Origin of the sequence: Blautia sp. AF19-13LB, from assembly GCF_003479105.1 — a bacterium.
GTDB lineage: Bacteria > Bacillota > Clostridia > Lachnospirales > Lachnospiraceae > Fusicatenibacter > Fusicatenibacter saccharivorans.
In genome coordinates this window covers 1-20,892 of the sequence record NZ_QUGO01000030.1, presented here as the reverse complement: position 1 = coordinate 20,892, position 20,892 = coordinate 1, and the positions used below count along the sequence as shown (strand labels likewise).

The 20,892-nt window shown below is 41.1% G+C and carries 20 protein-coding genes and 1 pseudogene; 4 read left to right on the top strand and 17 right to left on the bottom strand.

What is annotated here, in order from left to right; genetic code table 11:
* Positions 1 to 288: tyrosine-type recombinase/integrase (locus DWX32_RS18145; protein ID WP_147398510.1), on the top strand; the 288-nt coding region annotated here is incomplete at its 5' end.
* A 265-nt stretch (positions 289 to 553) separates the two neighbouring features.
* Here the strand turns inward: DWX32_RS18145 and DWX32_RS18140 are convergent.
* The 7 genes and pseudogenes from DWX32_RS18140 to DWX32_RS18110 form a co-directional block, all read right to left on the bottom strand.
* Positions 554 to 764, bottom strand: a pseudogene (locus DWX32_RS18140) (hypothetical protein); the annotation flags it as partial.
* 20 nt (positions 765 to 784) lie between these two features.
* A complete protein-coding gene (locus DWX32_RS18135; protein WP_118601754.1) occupies positions 785 to 2,527 on the bottom strand; it encodes an extracellular solute-binding protein in 1,743 nt (580 codons plus the stop codon).
* Entirely contained in the window at positions 2,524 to 4,233 is a 1,710-nt protein-coding gene (locus DWX32_RS18130) for a sensor histidine kinase (RefSeq protein WP_082424757.1), read from the bottom strand. The genes DWX32_RS18135 and DWX32_RS18130 overlap by 4 nt, the downstream gene beginning before the upstream one ends.
* Positions 4,196 to 5,755 carry a response regulator transcription factor gene (locus tag DWX32_RS18125; protein WP_055222158.1) on the bottom strand — a complete coding sequence of 520 codons (1,560 nt, stop codon included), beginning with the start codon at positions 5,753 to 5,755 and terminating at the stop codon, positions 4,196 to 4,198. Before DWX32_RS18125 ends, DWX32_RS18130 begins: the two co-directional genes overlap by 38 nt.
* Positions 5,756 to 5,902: 147 nt before the next feature.
* A complete protein-coding gene (locus DWX32_RS18120; RefSeq protein WP_055228670.1) occupies positions 5,903 to 6,739 on the bottom strand; it encodes a carbohydrate ABC transporter permease in 837 nt (278 codons plus the stop codon).
* Complete coding sequence (locus DWX32_RS18115; protein WP_055222160.1) at positions 6,739 to 7,581, bottom strand: carbohydrate ABC transporter permease; 843 nt, start codon at positions 7,579 to 7,581, stop codon at positions 6,739 to 6,741. The genes DWX32_RS18120 and DWX32_RS18115 overlap by 1 nt, the downstream gene beginning before the upstream one ends.
* A 169-nt stretch (positions 7,582 to 7,750) precedes the next feature.
* On the bottom strand, positions 7,751 to 9,088 hold the full coding sequence (locus DWX32_RS18110; protein ID WP_055228668.1) for an ABC transporter substrate-binding protein: 1,338 nt from the start codon (positions 9,086 to 9,088) through the stop codon (positions 7,751 to 7,753).
* Between the two features lie 295 nt (positions 9,089 to 9,383).
* Between DWX32_RS18110 and DWX32_RS18105 the strand changes: the two genes are divergently transcribed.
* Positions 9,384 to 9,728 carry an IS66 family insertion sequence element accessory protein TnpB gene (locus tag DWX32_RS18105; protein WP_243037627.1) on the top strand — a complete coding sequence of 115 codons (345 nt, stop codon included), beginning with the start codon at positions 9,384 to 9,386 and terminating at the stop codon, positions 9,726 to 9,728.
* A 2-nt stretch (positions 9,729 to 9,730) separates the two neighbouring features.
* Positions 9,731 to 10,015, top strand: coding sequence for an IS66 family insertion sequence element accessory protein TnpB (gene tnpB, locus DWX32_RS20975; protein WP_118660810.1), 285 nt, complete (start codon positions 9,731 to 9,733; stop codon positions 10,013 to 10,015).
* Here the strand turns inward: tnpB and DWX32_RS18095 are convergent.
* Positions 9,984 to 11,702 carry a glycoside hydrolase family 2 protein gene (locus tag DWX32_RS18095; protein ID WP_118660808.1) on the bottom strand — a complete coding sequence of 573 codons (1,719 nt, stop codon included), beginning with the start codon at positions 11,700 to 11,702 and terminating at the stop codon, positions 9,984 to 9,986. The genes tnpB and DWX32_RS18095 overlap by 32 nt on opposite strands.
* Positions 11,703 to 11,848: 146 nt before the next feature.
* Between DWX32_RS18095 and DWX32_RS18090 the strand changes: the two genes are divergently transcribed.
* Positions 11,849 to 12,691: an AraC family transcriptional regulator gene (locus tag DWX32_RS18090; protein ID WP_158579616.1), complete on the top strand. Its 843-nt coding sequence runs from the start codon at positions 11,849 to 11,851 to the stop codon at positions 12,689 to 12,691.
* A gap of 416 nt (positions 12,692 to 13,107) precedes the next feature.
* Here DWX32_RS18090 and cytX read toward each other — a convergent pair whose 3' ends face one another.
* The 9 genes from cytX to DWX32_RS18040 all read right to left on the bottom strand — a co-directional run bounded on the left by cytX (position 13,108) and on the right by DWX32_RS18040 (position 20,728).
* Positions 13,108 to 14,268 (bottom strand): putative hydroxymethylpyrimidine transporter CytX, encoded by a 1,161-nt coding sequence (gene cytX / locus DWX32_RS18080; RefSeq protein WP_118660812.1) that lies wholly within the window; start codon positions 14,266 to 14,268, stop codon positions 13,108 to 13,110.
* Positions 14,269 to 14,383: 115 nt separating this feature from the next.
* Positions 14,384 to 14,734 (bottom strand): arsenate reductase family protein, encoded by a 351-nt coding sequence (locus DWX32_RS18075; RefSeq protein WP_022462799.1) that lies wholly within the window; start codon positions 14,732 to 14,734, stop codon positions 14,384 to 14,386.
* Positions 14,735 to 14,948: 214 nt separating this feature from the next.
* Positions 14,949 to 15,812, bottom strand: a complete 864-nt coding sequence (locus tag DWX32_RS18070) for a serine hydrolase domain-containing protein (RefSeq protein WP_055228665.1) — start codon at positions 15,810 to 15,812, stop codon at positions 14,949 to 14,951.
* Positions 15,813 to 15,890: 78 nt separating this feature from the next.
* A complete protein-coding gene (locus DWX32_RS18065) occupies positions 15,891 to 16,592 on the bottom strand; it encodes a hypothetical protein (protein WP_118660802.1) in 702 nt (233 codons plus the stop codon).
* A 25-nt stretch (positions 16,593 to 16,617) separates the two neighbouring features.
* Positions 16,618 to 16,959, bottom strand: a complete 342-nt coding sequence (locus DWX32_RS18060; RefSeq protein WP_055222169.1) for an arsenate reductase family protein — start codon at positions 16,957 to 16,959, stop codon at positions 16,618 to 16,620.
* A 261-nt stretch (positions 16,960 to 17,220) separates the two neighbouring features.
* Positions 17,221 to 17,643, bottom strand: coding sequence for a hypothetical protein (locus tag DWX32_RS18055; protein ID WP_055222172.1), 423 nt, complete (start codon positions 17,641 to 17,643; stop codon positions 17,221 to 17,223).
* Positions 17,643 to 18,977 carry an AAA family ATPase gene (locus tag DWX32_RS18050; RefSeq protein WP_118660800.1) on the bottom strand — a complete coding sequence of 445 codons (1,335 nt, stop codon included), beginning with the start codon at positions 18,975 to 18,977 and terminating at the stop codon, positions 17,643 to 17,645. The genes DWX32_RS18055 and DWX32_RS18050 overlap by 1 nt, the downstream gene beginning before the upstream one ends.
* A 283-nt stretch (positions 18,978 to 19,260) precedes the next feature.
* Complete coding sequence (locus DWX32_RS18045) at positions 19,261 to 19,845, bottom strand: hypothetical protein (RefSeq protein WP_055222176.1); 585 nt, start codon at positions 19,843 to 19,845, stop codon at positions 19,261 to 19,263.
* 31 nt (positions 19,846 to 19,876) lie between these two features.
* On the bottom strand, positions 19,877 to 20,728 hold the full coding sequence (locus DWX32_RS18040) for a hypothetical protein (RefSeq protein WP_118660798.1): 852 nt from the start codon (positions 20,726 to 20,728) through the stop codon (positions 19,877 to 19,879).
* Positions 20,729 to 20,892 lie beyond the last annotated feature (164 nt).

Below are 20,892 nucleotides of genomic sequence, written 5' to 3'. Positions count from 1 at the left end.
TTTCTGTTCCTTAACCGGAACGGCTTGCCAAAAGTGGCAGTCAACTATGAAAGTATGTTCCGGGGGCTTGTAAGGAAATACAACAAAACGCAAAAGGTCGCATTGCCAAAGGTAATGACACCGCACACCTTACGCCACACATTCTGCACCACGTTAGCAAATGCGGGAATGAACCCTAAAGCATTGCAATACATCATGGGACATTCCAACATCAATATGACGCTGAACTATTACGCACACACAACTTCCGAAACGTCAATAACCGAAATGAAGCGGCTGATTGCATAGTAGTAAATGGAGAATTTACTACTCCACATACTACTTTTGAACACAAAAACATACGGGGATATAAGAAGATTTGAGAGTATCTTCCACAATGAAAAATGCCGGAAAAGCCTGTAACAATAGGCTATACCGGCATATAAGAACTTTTGAAAAGATAGTCAAAAATTACTTTGTGATTTATTGTTAAACTTTTTCTGCTCCAACGTAAGTAGGTAATCATCCGTATCTGTTTTTTTGTTTTTTTGTTTTTTATTCTGCTACAATCTCCTTTTTCTTCAGAGATATAAGCTTCCGCTGTTTTCTCAATCGGTTCCTTTGTCTTCTACAATGTGATCCAATGCAGCCAGCGGCTCAAGTCCTTTCTCCTTCGCGATTGTCACACGTGTGCGGCGCTTTGGACGATATGGGCGATACAGGTCTTCTACTGCCACAAGCGTTTCCGCTGCCAGAATCTGTTTCTTTAATTCTTCTGTCAGTCTCTGATTAATATCCATTCTTTTTAGTTCTTTCCACTTTCATAGGCGTTCTGCACCCGTTCGGTCAGCACTTTTCCACCGTTTGCATACCATTCTGCCACAAAAGTATCAAAGTAATCCACTGGTTTCTCCCCACTAATGATCTGAAGAAATGCTTCCTGTTCCAGTTCCTGTAATTCTTGCGGAATTTCTGCATTTACATTTTCCAGAGGCAATGTCGATGTACTTGTTATTCCTGCCTTCTGCAGTTCCCCCACAGCCTGAATTCTTGACGCATACGCCGCCCATCCATTCGCGGTTGTCAGCTGTCCATTCAAGTAAGATTTGCATGTGTTAAAATAAGACTTTTCCAAACCGCTAAGCCCTGATACATCAAGCGTCTTATCCAGTGCTGCCTGAATATGTTCTGTCGTACGGTAAAGTGCATCCTCATAATCCACATTAATATTCAGTGGCCGGGCCGTCGGATCTACATTAATAGAAAAATAATCATTCACTTCTCTTGCCGCACTATCATTTGCATATCTAGACTGATCAAAAATCGCACTCACATACTTTGCTACAATTTCCGGATGCTCATATCCTTTACGCACCACCACATACATCCACTGGTCATACGATTCAAAAACTGATATCTTCTGCGTCTCATTTACCTGTTCTTTGTCTAAAAGATACGGTTTCCACTCTGCATTTGAATCGACATTATATGCTGCACTCAACGGGTTATTCGGAGCCCACCAGCGTCCACAGATAGCACCGCAATGTCCGGTTTTTAACAAATCATCTATGTTTTCCGTCTTTCGTAGCAGGAATCTCTGGTCGAGTATCTCATCCTCATATAGATTGTGAAGTTTCAAAAGCGCTTCTTTTGTTTCCTGTGTTACTGACCCATAAACTACATTTCCATTTTTATCCAGGATCCAGTGACATGGCATTGCACCGGCATGTATAAAAGTTGCATCCACTCCATAAGTCTGATCCGCACCGGCAACCACGTCTGTACTACAGGCAAGGCCGATTGTCTGACCGTCTCCTGCTGCATCCTGTTCTACAAATGCCCGGATCACTTCCAACGCTTCTCCTACTGTTTCCGGTTCCTTTAATCCCAACTTCTCAATCCAGTCTTTCCGCAGCCAAAGAAGCGGAGTTCCATCGTCAATCACCGTATTCGGAAATGCATATAGCTTTCCATCCACGGTTGCAGACTGTAAAAGAGAATCTCCATAACTTTCATACATTTCTTTGATCGTATCTGTCGTACACTCTTCATACGTTTCTGTAAGTTCTTCGATCAGGCCTGCTTCAATCAGGCGGAGCAGGTTATCTCTTCCCTTCACAACAAGCACATCTGGAATATCACGATCTTCAATCGCTACATTGACCGCCTCTTCATAAGTATTGCCATCCTGCAATTCAAAGACATCTTCATTCTGAATATTAAGTATTTTCTTCAAATATCTCGTATATGCATTATTTTCGTACGTATCTCCTACAGGAAGATTCGAATTATTCGCCCCTGCAATCTTGCCAAGTGTATAGGTAACAGTCTCAGGATATTTCCCAAGTGGTGTATGCATCGCTTTATACATCAGCTTTCTTTTCACTTCAACTGCATTGCTTGCACCAGACTCACTTTGAGATGCTTCTAACTGTTCCATCTGTCTTTGACTTTCCTTCATCTCAAAATAGGTTCCGCACCAAAGCATCAGCAATAAAATTAATGCAAGATGGGCTGAGAGAATTCGCTTTTTCATATCGTTTTTCATAACACCTTCGCCTCCGTGTTCTTCGGAATCCGGATAAAGACCCGCGTTCCTTTTCCTGGAGTACTTTCTATCTTCATCTCACCTTTTTCTCCATAAAGGACATGGATTCTGTCACAGACATTTCGCACACCATAACCGGAGGACTGATATGTCAGAATCTGATCCGCCTTCTCCTGCGTCATTCCCGCACCATTGTCCCTGATTTCAAAGAAAATGTGCTCAGCCTCTTCACGAATCGTCAGCCACAACGTCGGATTCTCATTATCTGACACATCAATTCCATGATCGATTGCATTTTCTGCAAGTGGCTGCAGGATCAATTTCGGTATCAGATAATCATTAAGACCATCCGAAATCTGTTCAACCACACGGAACTCGTTGTCATGCATAACAAGTTGGATTTTGAGATATGCACGGATGTTATCAATTTCTTTTGCCACTGTAGTCATTGTTTCACCACGATTTAGGCTTGTCCGATAATAAGTAGACAGTGCCAATGTCACATGACTGATTTCATCCTCCCCCGCTTCAATTGCTTTCCAGTTGATGATTGAAAGCGAATTATAAAGGAAATGTGGATTGATCTGTGCCTGCAGTGCTCTCATCTCACTGTTCTGAAGCTGGATCTTACTCTCATATACTTCTGAGATCAAATGGTTCATCTGATCCATCATGCGCTGAAATGACCGGATCAGCACACCCACCTCGTCTTTGGATTTACTCTGCACGGTAACTTTACGAAGTCCCATATTGATCAGGTTCATATTTTCAGTCAATAACTCCAACTGCGATACCATACGGAGAGAAAAAACATATCCCAGAAAACTCAGAAGAAGAACACTGATCAAAATAATCGGAATATTTTTGAGCAAAAGCTTATGGATTGCGTTTTCACTTACTGCCTTTGGACGATAGATATAGAAATTCCATCCTGTATCCTTCATTGTCCGCTGTACCAGATAATAATTCTCACTGATATCTTTCGGACTCTCAATATCCTTCGGACGATATTTCTTATCCATAGAACACTCGGCATAAACAATATTTCCATTATCATCCTGAATCATGCCTCCTGTATTATCTGTAAGCTGGCTCATGAATGGTTCAAGAACTTTTTCATAATCCAGACGCATCTCCAACACCGCTTTGATCGTATCATTGTCATAGAATTTCCGACTGGCAATGATTGATTTATTCACACCGCGAGTGATGCTCCACTGCATTAATGTTCCCTCATTCAACCTGGAATACCACTGTTGATTCTCCGCTTCCGACATTGGAAGAAGTGTATCTCCATGTGGCACTTCTATATTGTCAGAATATAATGTAATGCTCTGGATCTCTTTGTGATAGATCGTCGGCATCTGCAACAGTGGATCAGCCACCTTCACATATTTCAAATACTTCTCATAATCCGACTCTGTCTCCACATCAAAAATATTCCTGAGATTTTGAGAATAAGACAGATAATCAACCAGGTTCTTATAGATCTGAGACTGATTCTCAATCGAACTCACTGACTGTTCCAACATTTTCTCCAGATTGTACTGTTCCTTCTCTCGCAATTGATTCATCATGCCATACTGCATGGAAAAAGCAAGGAATCCTACCGGAACCAGTCCTGCAATCAGCATCAAAACAGACAGTTTTTTACGAAATTTCAGATTTTCAAATCGATGGATCAACTTCCGTATTTGTTTTTTCATCCGCCGCTATTCCTTTCCTGCATGCTTCCGGTGTATCTCCGAAAAACTCTCTGAAACTTCTGCAGAAGTATGAGTTATTGGAAAATCCTACTTCTTTCGCAATTTGGGAGATTTTCATATTCGTTGTCTCTAAAAGCTCTTTTGCTTTATTCATTCGCACTTCACGGATAAAACGGTTCAGTGTCATCCCTGTTTCTTCTTTAAATACAGCACTTAAATATCCCGGTGACAGAAAAACCATTGCGGAAAGTGTCTCTGCTCCCAGATCCTTTTCCTTATAATGGTGATAAATATATCCCTTCACGGTTGTAACTTCTGATCGGAACCCATCTTCCTGCTCTTGTATGCAATGTTCATATTCCTGAAGTACTTCTTCTACTATAGCAATCACATCATTAAGGTTTCTGCAACGATATAATCGATCCACTCTCTTTGAAAGCATCTTTTCATCCAGCCCTTCCATCTGGTCGAGCAATTCTTTCATAATTCCAGAAAATACAAACTTTACATACATATCCGAAAATTGCTTATGCGCACGATATTTTTCTTCCAGTCTCTGAAAATCCTGACGGAGATGTGGCAGATCTTTATATTGAATATCTTTTGTAATCTGTTCCATGATTTCAGAATCTTCTGCTGGATCAGCTTTCTTCTCTTCCTGCTTCTCCCCGTGGAAAAACAGATGCTGACGTGGCTGATAGAACTGCTCTTCTAACATTCCTTCCAGCACCTTAAATTCCTCTGCCAGATTTTTTCCATCTTCGATTTCCTCACTGACTGCAAAATAACATTCACTGTCAAACTGGTGCGCAAAAAAACGGTACATTTTCTCTACGATTCCATGATAATCTGCATATTTTTCCGTGAACAAAAAGATGGATTCGTTCGAATTCAGATTCACATAATGAAACTCTCTCTGCACCTCTTCCTTCAGGCTCATCAGGAAATGTTCCTCTTCCGTTTCGAAGAATCCATTTGAGGCACTGACAAGAACCATACGGGTAAATTGGGACAGATCATCTTCCATTCCATCTGTAAGTTTCTTAAACTGAACAAAATCTTCCTCTTTTCCCCCATACAGATATTTCAGTAAAAAGTATTTTTTCAGATAATCTTCTTTCTTTTCCTGCTGCTCTTTTTTCTCTATCTTGGAAGAAATATTTTCCATCACTCGTTGAAAAGTCTTATGGAATTCCTCCGGATCAACCGGCTTCAGAACATAGTCCACAACTCCATACCGCAATGCTTCTCTTGCATAAGAGAAATCATTATATCCGCTGAAGATCACGATTTCCATATCCGGATGATCTTCTCTCACTGCTTTCGTCAGCTCCAGTCCATTCATATAAGGCATCTTTACATCCGAAAATAAAATATCCACATGGTTTGATTCTAATACTCCCAGTGCATCCTTTCCATTCGTTGCTTCTAGGATCTGGAACTCTCCTTCCTCCCTCTTTAACAGAAAGCGGATTCCCCTTCGCTCCAGTTTTTCATCATCCACGATCAATATTGTAATCATTTCCCCACGCCTCCCTCACGTTCACTTTACATTTTCACTATTCCTTTTATAACGTCCGAAAACAGCAGGGAATGTTCACTCACTCTCTGCTGTCTTTTTTTAATTTTTATAATTCTATTTTAATTCATCTTTTAGACAATGTCCACACTAGCCTTTAACCGCTCCGGCTACAACGCCTTCGATAATATATCTCTGGCAGAACAGGTAGAAGATGATAATCGGCACAATTGCAAGAACCAGAGTTCCCATCATTGCTCCCATATCTACAGAACCGTATCCACCTTTCAGATACTGAACTGCCATCGGCACTGTCTTATATTTTCTCTGATCCAGTACAAGTGATGGAAGCAGGTAGTCGTTCCAAATCCACATTGCCTGAAGAATTGTAACTGTTACGCAAGTCGGCTTTGCAATCGGAAGTACAATTCTGAAGAATGTCTGGATTGGTGTGCATCCATCAATCATTGCAGCCTCTTCAATCTCCAATGGAATGGATTTCATGAACCCGGTAAACATAAAGACGGAAAGTCCTGCACCAAATCCAAGGTAGATCACAACCAGTCCCCACGGATTTCCCATATGAAGCATATTTGCGATTTTGGATAATGTAAACATTTCCATCTGGAATGGCACGATCATTGCAAACAGGCAAAGCATGTAAAGGATCTTTGTAAATTTTGTCTTCACACGGCAGATATACCATGCACACATGGAGCAACATAAGATAATCACTGCTACAGATAAGATTGTGATAAATAAACTCCATCCAAATGCCTGAATCAGCCGTGTCTGCTTAATACCACGGATATAGTTCTCTAATCCGACATACATCTTTCCGGTCGGTATCTCGAACGGTGCTTTACTGATATAGACTTTTTTCTTAAAGGAGTTGATAAATACCAGTATGATCGGATACAGATACAGCAGGCTGAGTAGTGTAAAAATAACGGTTAATAATGTACCATGTTTTACTTTTTTATTCATTACTGCTGCACCTCCTTTGATGTTGTCAGTTTATTCTGGATCAATGCAATCACTCCTACGATAATAAAGAAGATAACTGCTTTCGCCTGTCCTACACCTTCCCAGCCAGTTCTTCCATAGAATGTATAATAGATATTCAGGGCAAGCATTTCTGACATCTTGTCCGGTCCACCGTTTGTCAATGCAAGGTTCTGGTCGAAAAGTTTAAATCCGTTTGTAAGTGTCAGGAAAGTACAGATTGTAATGGATGGCATAACCATCGGAATTGTAACATATCTTAAAAGCTGTACTTTATTCGCTCCATCAATCTGTGCTGCCTCGATCAGCTCTCCAGGAATATTCTGGATTCCTGAGATGTAGATGATCATCATGTATCCAACCTGCTGCCAGAGCATCAGGATAACCAATCCCCAGAAACCATATTTTGAAGAATATGTAAGTGTTTTCTGGAAATGTGCCAGAATACCATTTAATAACAGCTGCCATACATACCCAAGTACAATACCACCGATCAGGTTCGGCATAAAAAATACAGTACGGAAAATATTGGTTCCCTTGATATTCTTTGTCAAAAGCATTGCTACCGCAAATGCAAAAATGTTGATCAATAATACTGTCACAATTGTAAATAATGCGGTAAACCAAAGAGAGTGAAGAAAATCTCCGTCTCCAAGGATCTTTACATAGTTGCTAAGTCCAATAAATTTAGCGTCTGTCACCGTTGTGAACTTGCAGAACGAAAGATATACGCCTAACACAAACGGTGCAAGGAAACCTATCGTGAATGCAATCAGCGTCGGCAATACAAATACCGGAAAATATCTCTTTATTGCTTTTTGCATGTTCTTCTCCTCCTGTCTTTCTTTTCTGTAAAAAGCCTTTCTGCGCCTTTGCTTTTCACAATTCTAATTACATAATTTCAGCCTGCCCCGGTATGCTCGTTGGCAGGCTGTTTGATCTTCTTCTCTATTTCACAGCCTTTTTATCTGCCTATCCTGTGAAAAGTCTTTTTTATTCGTTTGCTGCTGCGTATTCTTCAGCCCATCCATCAACAAATGCTGTCTGTACACTATCCCATGCGCCTGTACCCTGTGCATAGTTCAGAAGAGCTCCACCAAGATTGTTTTTCCAGTTCTCAGATGGCATTGTTGTAAAGTTCCAGCTTACTGGTGTCTTTCCTGCCTCTGTATACTCAGCATTTGCTTTTACAAGCGGGTTGTCCGGAAGGTAATCTGAGAATGTTGTGAACGGTGTTACAAATCCCATCTCGTTAGCCAGCATGTCACGACCTTCATCGCTCTCAACTACCCATTTCATAAAATCAAGTGTTGCCTGAATGTCTTCTTCTGAAGCGTTCTTATTTACACACCAGTAGTTCTCAGATCCTGTACAAAGTCCCTGATTTTCTTCTCCATCAACTCCGATGTAGATTGGAAGCATTCCCATATCTTCATCTGCTACTTCATTATCTTTGATATCATTGTAAGCCCATGTACCATTCTGATAGAATACTGCTTCGCCAAGTGCAAATTCACTTGCTGCGTCATCTCCTGTCTTAGAAGAAATCATAGATGGCTCACATGTAGAGTTGTTCAGATACAGATCCCAGATCTGTTTGTAGTTGTCAAGGTATGTTCCTTTGATTGCATCTGTGCTGTCAATTCCGTCTGCCTTATACTCATAGTAGATTGGAAGATTTGCAAGGTGTGTCTTGAATCTCCAGTCAGAGGAAGAATCCATTCCTGCTGAAGTAAAAGCTCCTTCTACTCCAAGATCATCTTTGTGTGCCTGAATCTCTTCTGCAACTGTCTTAAGTGCCTGGAAGTTATTCAGATCATCAATTGATTTGATACTTGCATCCGGCAATTCGAAGTATTTGTTCAGAAGAGCTTTGTTGTAGATCAGACCATAAGTCTCAATAACATAAGCGATTCCGTCTACTGCATCGCCATCTTTTAATATATAATCGTCAGACTCGACATCTTTATAAACATCGCTGTCTGAAAGGTCATAGCAATAATTTTTCCATGTAGCAAGTCCAACCGGTCCGTTTACCTGGAACAATGTTGGTGCCTCATCTTTTGCCATCTCTGATTTCAACTGTGACTCGTAAGTTCCTGATGCTGCTGTCTGTACATCAACCTGAACACCCGTCTCATCTGTATACTCTTTTGCAAGTTCTACCCACTGGTCAGCCTGCTCTGGTTTAAAGTTCAGATAATAAACTTTTCCGGATGACTTATCTCCTTTCGCTGTTTCATCTCCGCTTGATGTGCTTCCACATCCTGCAAGCATTCCGCCTGCCATTGAAGCTGCAAGTACAAGTGCAAGAATCTTTTTCTTCTTCATAATTGAATCCTCCTTTTATGATTACCTGTCTTTGTTTTTCTTGATGATGTTATTATAAGAAAAAGTTCCAAAATAAGATATAATAAAATTCCAAGAAACATAACACTATTTCAAGATTCTTGTAATTTTTGAAGATTTTGTGTATGATACAAGAGTTCGCCAAGAACCAAAAGTGAAAAATAAAGGTAAAATTTACTTGTTATAAATAGGATTTGCAGAAAGGATGTTTGAACTCGTCTAAAAAGTTGAGTGACTCAACTTTTTAGACTGACTATCATTTATGGAGGTATTCACTATGGCAGAACAAACCAGTCTGGTTGCACAACAGGTCCGCCTTATGCACTGGGCAGAACAGATCAGAGAATGTCAGAACCGTCCGGAAGGTATGGGTGTATCGACCTGGTGTAAACAAAATAACATTACAAAAGCCAACTATTATTATCCACTGAAAAGGGTTCGGCAGATGTACCTGGATCAGCTTTCTGAGGCAGAAAAGCCTGCTTTCGTTGAACTTCCGCGTTTAAAAGCGGAAAGAACAGCAACTGTGCCCGAAGTTCCAGTGATGTGTATCAAAAACGGAAATGGACTTTCGGCAGATATATTTTCTTCAGTTGCTCCGTTGTCTGGTAGAGTCATTTAGTCATGTTGAATGATGCCGCTGTTTCACACTTCAAAAAAGTTTATCTGGCCCCCGGTTATACGGATCTCCGCCGGGGGATCGATGGATTGGCTTCTATTGTACGCTTTCAGTTTGAACTTGACCCTTATGATAAAAATACGCTTTTTCTGTTCTGCGGAAGAAAAAAAGCAGCAGGATCAAGGCACCAAATAAATTGTAAGAGGGTCAGACCCCAATGTCTCTCACACGCTTTCTTTTATACTCTGCGGGATGCTTTTAATCCTCGATTGCTGCCTTACGGGCATTGATTGCCTTTATCACATCCATATCAAACTTAGGTTTACGTTCATAGGTATACAGACCGTTTAACTCCTGCTCCACATCATACAGCTGGGTATAGCAGAAGGCAAACATATGGGGATTGTCCAAAAGGGCATCGGTCAGTCCCTTATATCGGTTCAGGAATTCCTCCTTGGTAGCAGGACCTGCACCATAGCCCCAGCCATCCTTTTCAACACCTTCCTCGTCCCACTTGATACCGCCATACTCACTGATGAAGGTAGGGATCCCCTTTACAGGTGTCTGCCTGTAGCCATGATTATCTTCCAAATCACCTCCCTGTTTAAAGGACTCGTAGGTTGCTGCAAACTTTGCCGGATCCTGCTCATAATTGTGTAAGTCATAGATGTCCGTCACCACATGATAATTTCCGCTGGTATCAATGCAGGGTCTGGTGGTGTCATACAGCTTTGTCATCTTATACACATTGGCCAGTAAGCTGTCATCCTGCCTTCTTCCCTCATAATCCCATGTCTCATTAAACGGACACCAGCCGATGATGGCGGGATGGTTGAAGTCTCTCTCCAAGGCTTCCATCCACTCAGGCAGGAAATATTTTAATGCTGCGGGATTGCTGTAATCCAGTCCCCAACAGCCCTGCTCGCCCCATACCAGATAGCCTGCTTTATCGCAGTGATACAAGAACAGAGGCTCAAATACCTTCTGATGGAGTCTTGCGCCGTTGAAGCCTGCATCCATGGACAGTTCCACATCCTTGACAAGTGCTTCCTCTGTAGGCGCTGTGTAAATGCCATCCGGATAGAAGCCCTGATCCAGCACCAGTCTTTGGAACACGCTCTTATCGTTGATGAGGAATTTCTCTCCATCCAGTCTTACCTCACGCATACCAAAGTAGCTTTCTACCTTATCTTCTCCATAGGTTAATGTAAGGTCATACAGTCTGCCATGACCCGGCTCCCACTTTTCCAGACGGGACAAAGGAAGTGTCATGGTAACGGTGCCGCCCTCTGACTTTGCGCTTACGCTGCCACAGGGCTCTCCCTCATAAAAGGCCTTTGCTTCCAGTGTGCCCTGCCCCTTTACTACCGCCTTAATTCCCAGAGTTGCCTCTGCCAGGTTTGGATAATATTGCACTTTTTCAATGTAGCTTTCCGGTACCCACTCAAGCCATACCGTCTGCCAGATACCTGTCGTTCTGGTATAATCACAGCCTCTGGAGTAGAAGAAATGACTCTGCTTTCCCTTGGGCTGCTTTCCGCCTCTCACATCATCTGCTGCAAAAAGCGTAATGTCATTTTCTCCTTCCTTTACAAGCTTTGTAATATCAAACGTAAAGGAAACATAACCGCCCTGGTGTCTGCCTGCCTCTACTCCATTGATCCATACTCTTGCATCATAGTCCACTGCGCCGAAGTGTAAGAAAAGATCTCCCTTCAGCTCCTCCCCTGTCAATGTGATGGTGCGGTGATACCATACGCCGGGGATAAAGTCCTTATAGCCGATTCCGCTCAGATCACTTTCCGGGCAGAAGGGCACCAGGATCTTCTTCTCCCAATCTGTCTTTCCTTCCTGCCATTTCTGATCTATGCCGCTGCATCCAAAGTCAAAGGAAAAATCCCATTCTCCATTCAGGTTTTTCCAATGCTCCCTCTTCATCTGGGGCTGGGGATGCTCCGGTCTGGGTATTTGTGTCATAATTTTGTCCTCCTGTGATCATTTATTTGGGTTGATTTCATTTTTATTTTATATAGTGAAAGCCATAGTTGACAGGCTTGCTCCTTTTTACTACAATGCTGTTATTACATTATTGCAATTTGCTTTCAAAAAATGGAGGAACCACCATGCCTCAGGAAATTACACGCACACAGATTGAAAAATACACGGTCTACACCGGCCCTACCGCGGAAAGCTTTTCTCCCATCATGGCCGGTATCACTTACCCGGATCCTGCCTATGAGATCCTGGTTTATCGCAGACCCCTGTGTGTGTTTGAATACGTTTTAAGCGGTCGTGGACATATCGAGCGAAACGGCAGTATCCTCACTGTAAATGCCGGAGATGCCTATATCCTTACTGCCGGCACCTACCACCACTACTATTCAGACAAAGTTGATCCCTGGACCAAGATCTGGTTCAATGTCAGCGGCAGTCTGGTACAGCATCTTCTCTCCGATTACGGCTTAGACGGTGTCACCCTGATCCCCCGCTTCCATAACGAAACACCTCTGACCCGGATCCTTGATGCCTTTACCGCCGACCCTGTACACTCTGCTGACAAGCTGGCTGTACTGCTCCATCAATATATTCAGGAGCTGGCGGATTTTCTGGCAAACAAAGTTCCCATCAATCCTACTGCACTGGCGATCCGCAATTATATCGATATGCACTTAACAGAAAGTCTGTCCTTGGATCATCTGGCAGATACCGTTTCCCTGTCCCGCTCCAGGCTCATCCACCTGTTCCAGGAGGTATATCATGTTGCTCCCTACCAGTATTACCTGTCCCAGAAGTACAAGCTGGCCCAGTCCATGCTAAGCCGCACCACTCTTCCTGTTTCTGCCATCTCCACACAGCTTGGGTTCTTAGACCCTCACCACTTTTCTTCCTTTTTCAAGAAACAGTGCGGTCTGTCCCCGGCTTCTTACAGAAAACTCCACACAGCGCCTGGGAATTTTCCCACCTAAGTATTATTCTTTCTAAAAATGGAACCAAGGCAACGAAACTACTTTTTTAAGTACTTTCATTGCCTTGGATTATAGTGCATTTTCTTTCTGTTTACGATACAAAATACAGCTAAAAAGGTATGAATTATTGCTACTACATATTCGGTTTACGTTTACCATTTGGGCTTCGATTTGATTTGCAATCTCACCCACCTAATCGCCTGATCAAGTTTCTGTTCGTAGGCTCAAGAACTTTGCTACACCACTTCCTCCATCCATACCGTTACTGATACCGACTTGTGATTCGCTACACTTGGCGGTAAATACCCGTGACTGGACTTGCACCAGCAAGATTAGTGCCATGCTCGGCACACAAAATGACTGCCCCGCCTGCTCAAATGCAGGCAGAACAGTCATCTGATCTTTTTATTCACTTTTTATGAAACAAATTTTCCAACGATCAGGCAGATTACAATCGTAATCACCATATCCGGCAGAGTGTTTCCCAGCGGCAGGTCGATGTTCATCAGAATTCGGTATACCACAAATCCAATCACCCAGATGATCAGATTCGGAATATGTACGGCCAGGCTGCTCTTGTCCCGTTTCAGCAGGAAAAAGTCGGCAATCTGGATTGCGATCATCGGTGCAAAGACCGAGCCGATCAGATAGAGGAAATCTGTGATGTTGTCCATCGGATATACAATCGCTGCGATGGTTCCAATGACGGTGACAACGATGGCCACATGCTTTCCATTCCATTTGCTTACGACAGTCTCGCTGGAAATTCCTGCGGAGTAGGCATCCAGAAATGTCGTTGTTACTGTTGAAAATACAATAATCAGAAGGCCCGCAATGCCAAGGCCTGCCTTCAGCATGATCTGCGCGATGTCATATTCTCCGGTGATGATCGCTGCTCCCATTCCAATCACATACATCCAGCAGCTGACGATTCCATAGACAACCGCGCTGATGGCCGTTGCTTTGACCGGTTCTTTTGCTTCTCTTGTGTAATCGCTGATCAGTGGCAGCCAGGATAACGGCATCGCAACCGCAAGTTCTACTGCTGCACCGAATGTCATACTGTCATCCGATGGTGCTCCTGCTCCGCCTCCGGCAAAGATGACCTTGCTCAGGATCAGGCTAAGCAGAAATAATGCTGCCATGGCAACCGTGTTGATTTTACCAAGATTCGTGATTCCGATCACAATCCAGAGAATAATCAAAACTCCGATCACAAGGCACCAGATCCATCTGCCCGTATGCATTACGCCGTCTGCGGCGAGCGCTCCGTCATAGATCATGATGGCGGTCCAGCCAACGAGCTGCAATACATTCAGGACAGCAAAAAGGATGCTTCCCTTCTGTCCAAAACTCATTTTTACGGTTTCCATGGCACTTTTTCTGACCCTTCCGCCGATCACGCCCGCCAGAAACAGCATCAGGCATCCGATGATATGGCCGATAAGAATCGCTGCCAGACCTTTTCCCATGCCGAGCGGTGCAAGGTATGTTCCGGTCAGGATTTCGGCAATCGAGACACCTGCCCCAAACCAGATCAGGCCATTCTCGAACAGGCCGGTACGTTTTTCGTTCATTTTCATGTTCCTCTCTTTGCTTAAATTTTCATACCGGAAACCATTTTAGCACAGAAGGGAAAATGCGGCAATGAATTTACTCTATCCGTTCATCTGACTCCCAATCTTTCTCCAATCATCCCAGCTTTTCAGACCATTCTGCTTCCTTAAAGCCGATCAGCACGGTATCACCATCGATCAGCAGCGGGCGTTTCACCAGCATACCATTCGTGGCAAGAAGCTGCAGCTGTTCCTCTTCGCTCATGGCAGGAAGTTTGTCCTTCAGTTTCATTTCTTTATAAAGAAGGCCGCTGGTATTAAAGAACTTTTTAAGTGGAAAGCCGCTCTTAGAATACCATTCCTTTAACTCACCGCAGGTTGGATTCACATCCACGATGTTGCGCTCGGTATATTCTATTTTCTGTGCATCTAACCATTTTTTCGCTTTCTGGCAGGTTGAGCATTTTGGGTAACATATAAATAACATTTCTCCATCTCCAATCAAATATAATTTATCCATAATCCTGTATCTTTTGCCGGAATCATTTCAGCACAGGAACGGAGGATCGGCAATTATTTTCCTTCTTCCAAGATCAATTCCAGCACCTTCATCGGCTTCGGAATCCAGCCCATCTATCTTATATAGACGAGCTGTTTGAGCTCTTTTGGTCTTTCCTTTTTCACAATTATGCAATAATAATCTATAACTTTGCACATACCAAATCATACAAAGCACTCATAAGTTCTTCCCCGTTCCGGCATTCTGCGACCATCGAAATAACCGCATTCTTGTCCGGAAGGATCATGGAAATCTGAGAATATTTTCCATCCGCCCGGTAGGAATTGTATTCTCCTCTCCAGAAAAGATAACCATAATTGTCTGTATCGGATGCTGCTGTACTTTCTTCTATCCATTTTTCGGATAAAATCTGTTTTCCATTCCATTTTCCCTTATTCAGGTAAAACAATCCGAATTTATGAAGTTCAGAAAGTGTAAGGAACAATCCACCTGCGCCAAAACTGTTTCCAAGAGGATCCGTCTCCCATGTCGGCCGCTTGATTCCAAGATGTTTAAAAAGCCTTGGTGTAAGATAAGAGACCAGATCGCATCCGGAACGTCTCTGTACAAGAATGCCTGCCAAGTAGGGACCAACATTATTATATACAAAATGTGTACCTGGCTTATATTGAAACGGAATCGCCAAAGACATTTTTACCCAGTCATCCTCCTGGTATAATGGCCGCTGTTCTCCCATAAGGCTGCCCTGTTCCTGTCCTAAACACATCGTAAGCAGGTCTCGAACCGTTGCCATTTTCAGATTATCATCGATCACATCGGGTAAATCTTCGGGAAAGGCATCCGTCAGTTTTTCATCTAAAGACAGTAATCCTTCCTGGACAGCAAAACCAACTGCACAGGATGTGAAGCTCTTCGTTGCAGAATAGATATTTCTACGGCATTCGGGTTCGCTGTACCATTCATTTATGAGGTCGCCATCTTTTGTGACCTTTATTCCAAGGACGTGAAAGGTTTTTGCAGCTCCTATAAAATCAGATATGTCCATAGCTAGGTTCCTCCTTTATTTTTACTATAATAATTTGTAGTATCTTTGCCATGTTGTCTTTCTGAAATTTTTATAAACCTATGTATATTTCCTCCTCATCAACCACTTCTGATCAATGCATTTCACCTCACCATCAAACCGAATATGAAGATGAACTCCGCCAGATCTCAGATTAATCTTTTCTATGATTCCATCTCCGAATTTCGGATGTGTGATATTGTCTCCAATTTTATATTGAACAACTTCATCCTTCTGCTTCTGTGCTTTCTGCTGGCGCTGATACGTATCTCGAATCGGCACTGTCTTATCATGAATCCGGCTTTTTAATACTTTATCATAGTTATGATCCAACAGCGCCTCTCCTGCCTTATAATAAGGTGTCGGTGCTGCACCTATAAGAGAACAACAATATTTCCACGCACTTCCATGTGTTCCAGCCTGCCATTTATACTTCTCAGGTATCCGCATATTGTACTGCATGTAATGCGCATATTCATGCTTGAATAAATCGATACGGTCCTCTTTTGACAACGGATTGTTGACTCCATACGCAACAAAGAGCAGGGAAAAATGAAAATGTTCCTTTTCATGAGCACTCTGCCTTGTATAGGATCCCAGAGAATCTGTCTCAAATCCAAATGTTACCGGTATTTTTGCTCCGTTCAAATGAAACTTCTGGTCCAGGTCCTGATACAAATTCTGGATTAATGCTGTCAAGATCGGGATTTCTTTCTGTAACTGCTGGCGTAAAAACTGGTTTTCTTGATCATAATAAGTCATTCTTTCATGTTTCCTCCTGGCTTTTCTATTGCCACTTCTTCCATATCTCCGGCTGATAACCGAGCGTAGAAAGTTTTCCATTTCTGACCACTGGTGTCTTAATTACAGATGGATTTTCCATCACTTTCTGAAGCTTATCCTCATCAGCAATGTATTTAATCAAAGCTAATAAATCCTTGTCTTTGCCATCCCAATTAATCATATTTTCCAGTCCGCCATTTGCCTGAGCTACAGAATTAAATTCTCCTTTGCTCATGCCTTTTTCCTTCATATCTACAAACTGATACTTGATGCCGCGCTCTTTGAAAAAACGCTCGGCTTTCTTTGTATCGTTGCATTTCTTTGTTCCAAATATTTGTATGTTCATTGTAATGTTCCCTTCTAGCTCCAAAATTATATTTAATTCTTCGGATTATCCCTTTCGCAATAAAGCACTATAACAACTGTGTCATTAATCCTCAATAACCAGTACCTTCTCACCCTATCACATTTCCGAGATAATCACACCTTCACTTAAGGCGACTTGATTCCATACTTTACAGATCAGTTCATACTTATTTCAACTCACGTCTTTATGGAATACGACTGTAAGAAGATCCAACTTTACAAATTTCTTTTTTTCTATTTTCTAGATTTTTTCTTCAATATATCCCGTTTTCTGTAGTAACCGACTCTTCCATCGTATCTGATATTTCCTATACGCACTGGAATGTATTTCCTGTGTTTTACATTTATTCGCAACAATTCGGTATTGCAATTGATATTCCACTAGCTGAGACCGCAAAGCATTTTCCGTTGCCTCTAGTTGACTGGCAGCCTTCACAAGATCCGATCCTTTTAATTCAATCAAATATGCTGTCTTGGAGGTTTCGTTCATAAGAAGATAATCACATCTGTCACCTGTTTTAATTACTTCTCCGTCTATCTGATAATGTGTTACTTCCGAATTTGAAACATTATTTGCTTTATGATATTGTGGATTCCCTTTATCTCGAGAAACAATCTGTTTCGCATTTTTGCCACATAAAGATATAAATCCGTTTAACGGCATTAGAACACCACACTTTCTTCATTGGTAGTCTGTAGTTCCAGCAATCGTTCAAAATCTTCATTAATCACTTTGGAGATTTCGTCAATTTTTTCATTTTGAATCATATGAATATCTGCATCCATACAATTTTCAATTGTTCCATTTTTTACAAACCAAGAATCAAATGCATTATAATCCAGCCATAAAGATTCCCGAATAATTTTGTTTGCTTCTTTTCTCGCCTGTGGCGAAATCGTTTTTGCATATAATAAATTATTTAACGTTCCCAATACATACGGGCTATGTGTTGTCAGTACAATCGAATGTCCACAGTTATTGACTAATGCAATCAATTCCGTAATATATTTCTGTGATTCCGGAAACAAATGTGACTCCGGCTCTTCAATAATAAATAGAATTTCTTTTTGTTGAACTAAGTAGTAAAACAATAGATTCAAAATCCAGACACATTCCTGCTGCCCCGAAGACGAAAAGTTTATCTTTACATATTTCCCATCCTCTAAAACAATCTGTTCTTCTCCATTGCTATAACGGTAAGTTCCACGCAGTATTTTCTGAGTTAAATCCAGTGCCTGCACCACAAGTCGCGGTGACAATCCAGAACGCCCCGATGAATAAGCTAAGCCCTGCAGCCCCTCTGAAAATTCTGGTTTTAATCGAAGTATCCTCTCCAGGTAATCTTTTGTGCAGGTATCCAAAGATCTTTTCTGCATATCATCCATTGTGGCATAAATATAACTCAATTGCTGAGAAAGCAGCGTAATCATACTGCGTCCTGCCGGAATATAGACGACAGAACAAGAATCCTCAAAAATCTCATATAAATTCTTTTTAAAAATCCTCAGATCCTCTTCAGAGACTCCCAATGGTGTTACAGAAAGTGTATGGTTATTTGCTTTCAAAAAACGAATCAGTTCATTACTCATCGTGATCCAAATGTAGTTTGGTGTAGAATATCTGCTATCATTTTCCAAAGAAATCTTAACATAGCATGCCTCAGTAAAATGATATTCCATGTACATGTCGTTTGGCATGCCCCATGATGATCCAAAGGTTCTTAAAAATTTTTCACGCAAATAATTTTCAAGAGCTTTTCTCAAAGTAATTCCATGTTCTATACTAAGAGTACTTTTCGCTCCATATACAGGTGTCGCATCCAATGCCTGCGATTTTGCAAGCTCGATGATATCATCTTTAATTGTTCTAAAATAATAAATTGCTTTGGCAATTGTACTCTTTCCAGATGCCTGAAAACCCGTAAAGTTCATAAATTGGGAACACTCCAGTTCACAGGTCTCAACAGGACCGAGTTTGTTGATAATTAATTTTGGCAATGTATATTACTCCTTGTCTCATTTATAATAGTTATTGGTTTAATTGGGTTTTGAAAAACATTTTTTCCTCATCATATTCTTACATGAAATCTAGCTAAAACATCATTCTTAAGGGATCATCATAAAATCTTTCCATAGATTTTTCTGGGCTGGTATGATATATTTATGTTTTCTTTAGATTTTTTATTTTCTCTTTCGAGTACCAGACCCAATGTGTACCACGGACAAAGTTGCTGCGATAAGTTGTTTAAGTTTTGTATACATATTTATCTTTACCTCCACATTAAATTATAGTTGATTCATCATAATCTCCAGAAAAACTGATTTTTCCGCTTTTACTACATTTTGCTTTACAACTTGCGCTATTATTATATTTACCACTCTTTTTGAGCGTATAGTTTCCTATAATAGAGGCACTTCCGTCATCGCTTTCTTCATCGCTTAGATTATATGTTCCGCTCCATCCAGAAGCTGTTGGATTATGATAGCCACTTGAACCAGTTGCTGTTGCTGATGATCCAGTATATTCAAAAGTTCCATCTAAACCATATACGGATACAATCTCTTTGCTTGAAGTTAGGCGAAACCAACCCTCCATAGAAAAACTTTTTGCGCGCGCACGAGTTAAATTGTTTACTTTAATTACTACTTCCGTGTAAACTTCTTCGCTTATGTCTAACTTAACTGGAATGGTTGTAATACCATTTTGTACAGTGATATCGGCTGGATCAGCTAATGCAAGCGCTTCTTCAAGGGAGATTTCAAATGATGTATTTTGTTGCCTGTCATTTGATTCTGCCGCAAACGTTGGTAAAGGAAATGAAAATAATAATGTAAAAGCAATCAATAATGGAAATAATTTTTTCATATCACATGCCCTCCATCAAATAAGATTTGTTTTAGAATCTGTTTCTCTTCTTGAAAAAGAAAAATGCACAACCAAATACTGACAAAGCTAATATCCCCCAAATAAACCGAGCATAGGTTACTTGAGAATGATCAACATCTTTAACATCTGTTCCGCCAGCCATATCCGAATTTGCTTCTGGTAAATCATTAGCAATTTCTTTTACTTGTTCGTAATCATAAATTACAGAATTACTTCTTGCATAAGTGACTAAATTTTCATCATAAGCTGTTGCGGTAACAGGAACAATTTCTTCTATTACACCATCACTATTAGGAATGAGGGCAACAACATCTTGGAATATTGGTAAACCGCCAACCAATATTGTATCTGCTGGAATTTCATCGATGATACTTGAAAGTTTTTTTTCATAATCATAGTTTGAATTTCCATTTTTGTATAATGCAAGGCTAGAAATGACCCATTTCCCCGCATTATCTAATACCTCTTGCTGTTCTTCCTCAGAAAGAATAGCTTTTGCATTCTCACTTAATGGAAGCCCCTTTTGGAAATTAACTACCACGGTTCCATTAACTGTATCAATCGGTAACAGATAAATATAGTTTCCGTTTTCAAGTGCATTTTCAATTTCACCTGCTACGTTAGTGGATAATTTAAAAACATTTGTATCGACATATATTTTGAAAGCACTGTCATAATTTATGTCCTCTGCTGTAATGGATATGTTTTTATCACTGTATACATCATTAACAGCGGTTACAATTTTGTCTGAAATGTTGCTTAATTCCGATTCGGCGTTGCCCGAAAAATCGGATGCAAATGCTGTTGCAGAAAACATGAACATCATAGAAAGCGTTAATAAGCAAGTGATTATTTTTTTCATATTCGTTACCTCCGTAAGCGCCAAATAATAATGCGGTTAGATACAAGATTACTCCAGCCCTTTGCGAGTTGGAGTAATTCACTATAATTCACATGCGATTTTTGATAGATTGGAGTTTTTCACTCCAAGGTGCCAGTTCCGCCAGCTGTTCATCGGTCATATTT

What these genes read in the sequence shown, in the direction of transcription:
- DWX32_RS18110 (WP_055228668.1), bottom strand. Translation starts at nt 9,088, where the DNA reads ATGAAGAAGAAAAAGATTCTTGCACTTGTACTTGCAGCTTCAATGGCA.
- DWX32_RS18095 (WP_118660808.1), bottom strand. Translation starts at nt 11,702, where the DNA reads ATGACACAAATACCCAGACCGGAGCATCCCCAGCCCCAGATGAAGAGG.
- DWX32_RS18055 (WP_055222172.1), bottom strand. Translation starts at nt 17,643, where the DNA reads ATGCCGTTAAACGGATTTATATCTTTATGTGGCAAAAATGCGAAACAG.
- DWX32_RS18070 (WP_055228665.1), bottom strand. Translation starts at nt 15,812, where the DNA reads ATGGACATATCTGATTTTATAGGAGCTGCAAAAACCTTTCACGTCCTT.
- DWX32_RS18075 (WP_022462799.1), bottom strand. Translation starts at nt 14,734, where the DNA reads ATGTTATTTATATGTTACCCAAAATGCTCAACCTGCCAGAAAGCGAAA.
- DWX32_RS18105 (WP_243037627.1), top strand. Translation starts at nt 9,384, where the DNA reads ATGGCAGAACAAACCAGTCTGGTTGCACAACAGGTCCGCCTTATGCAC.
- DWX32_RS18125 (WP_055222158.1), bottom strand. Translation starts at nt 5,755, where the DNA reads ATGATTACAATATTGATCGTGGATGATGAAAAACTGGAGCGAAGGGGA.
- DWX32_RS18090 (WP_158579616.1), top strand. Translation starts at nt 11,849, where the DNA reads ATGCCTCAGGAAATTACACGCACACAGATTGAAAAATACACGGTCTAC.
- DWX32_RS18065 (WP_118660802.1), bottom strand. Translation starts at nt 16,592, where the DNA reads ATGACTTATTATGATCAAGAAAACCAGTTTTTACGCCAGCAGTTACAG.
- DWX32_RS18135 (WP_118601754.1), bottom strand. Translation starts at nt 2,527, where the DNA reads ATGAAAAACGATATGAAAAAGCGAATTCTCTCAGCCCATCTTGCATTA.
- DWX32_RS18060 (WP_055222169.1), bottom strand. Translation starts at nt 16,959, where the DNA reads ATGAACATACAAATATTTGGAACAAAGAAATGCAACGATACAAAGAAA.
- DWX32_RS18045 (WP_055222176.1), bottom strand. Translation starts at nt 19,845, where the DNA reads ATGAAAAAATTATTTCCATTATTGATTGCTTTTACATTATTATTTTCA.
- DWX32_RS18120 (WP_055228670.1), bottom strand. Translation starts at nt 6,739, where the DNA reads ATGAATAAAAAAGTAAAACATGGTACATTATTAACCGTTATTTTTACA.
- DWX32_RS18130 (WP_082424757.1), bottom strand. Translation starts at nt 4,233, where the DNA reads ATGAAAAAACAAATACGGAAGTTGATCCATCGATTTGAAAATCTGAAA.
- DWX32_RS18115 (WP_055222160.1), bottom strand. Translation starts at nt 7,581, where the DNA reads ATGCAAAAAGCAATAAAGAGATATTTTCCGGTATTTGTATTGCCGACG.
- cytX (WP_118660812.1), bottom strand. Translation starts at nt 14,268, where the DNA reads ATGAACGAAAAACGTACCGGCCTGTTCGAGAATGGCCTGATCTGGTTT.
- DWX32_RS18040 (WP_118660798.1), bottom strand. Translation starts at nt 20,728, where the DNA reads ATGAAAAAAATAATCACTTGCTTATTAACGCTTTCTATGATGTTCATG.
- tnpB (WP_118660810.1), top strand. Translation starts at nt 9,731, where the DNA reads ATGTTGAATGATGCCGCTGTTTCACACTTCAAAAAAGTTTATCTGGCC.